1 protein-coding gene is annotated in these 722 nt (G+C 54.4%); it reads right to left on the reverse strand.

What is annotated here, in order from left to right; all coding sequences use genetic code 11:
* Window positions 1-435: 435 nt before the first annotated feature.
* Entirely contained in the window at window positions 436-642 is a 207-nt protein-coding gene (locus A3730_RS09485; RefSeq protein ID WP_063520202.1) for a hypothetical protein, read from the reverse strand.
* Window positions 643-722 lie beyond the last annotated feature (80 nt).

A 722-nucleotide genomic window follows, 5' to 3' on the forward strand; every position in this document is an offset into this window, starting at 1 on the left:
GGCCAAGCCGGAGCTGGTGGTGAATACCGCTGAAAACGATATTGAAGCCTGTGTGAAGCAACTGATCGCCGCAATTGTGTAGGGTGGGTGCTGGCTAAGCTGTATGCCGGATTACGCCTTTCAGGCTAATTCGACCTACAAAATTGCGCCTTCCAGGCTGATTTGGCCTACAAACTACGTGCCGCTGATTTGGCGTAGGTCAGATTAGGCGTAGCCGTAATCCGACACAGTGCAGTGATTGGATTTTGTCCTCAGGCCAAGGATGGCCTGTTGCTCATGCTTTTCAGGAAACGACAAGAACCGTCTTCATAACCCGCGCCTGAGCGTTTTGATCTGCTACCACCACGCCGCGGTGCGTGCTCGGTTCTGCCCATGAGTGGGAGGTGAGCGATAGTGTTGTGATGCTCATTGATTGTGGCTTGTTCCAGGGGGCGGTCATTCAACACTGGTGAGCATGGGGTATACGGTAATTCGGCCATCGTTATGTCGGTCCTCGACAGCAATCCGCACATCCACATAACCAAATGCATCGGCCAGTTGCCGGGCGTGCTCCCAGCTATTGGCCGGGTAGGGGTGGGAGGTCAGCTCAACAGTATCCCCGGTGCTGAAGGTATGGCGGAAACTGGCGCGATAAAATGGCATAGTAGACTCATCTATCGTGGTTATCGTGTGTGGCGGAGGCAGCACGGAATGTTCTGGGTTGCCGCAAGCTCAACAGCCAC

This window comes from Alcanivorax sp. HI0044, from assembly GCF_001634945.1.

What these genes read in the sequence shown, in the direction of transcription:
- A3730_RS09485 (WP_063520202.1), bottom strand. Translation starts at nt 642, where the DNA reads ATGCCATTTTATCGCGCCAGTTTCCGCCATACCTTCAGCACCGGGGAT.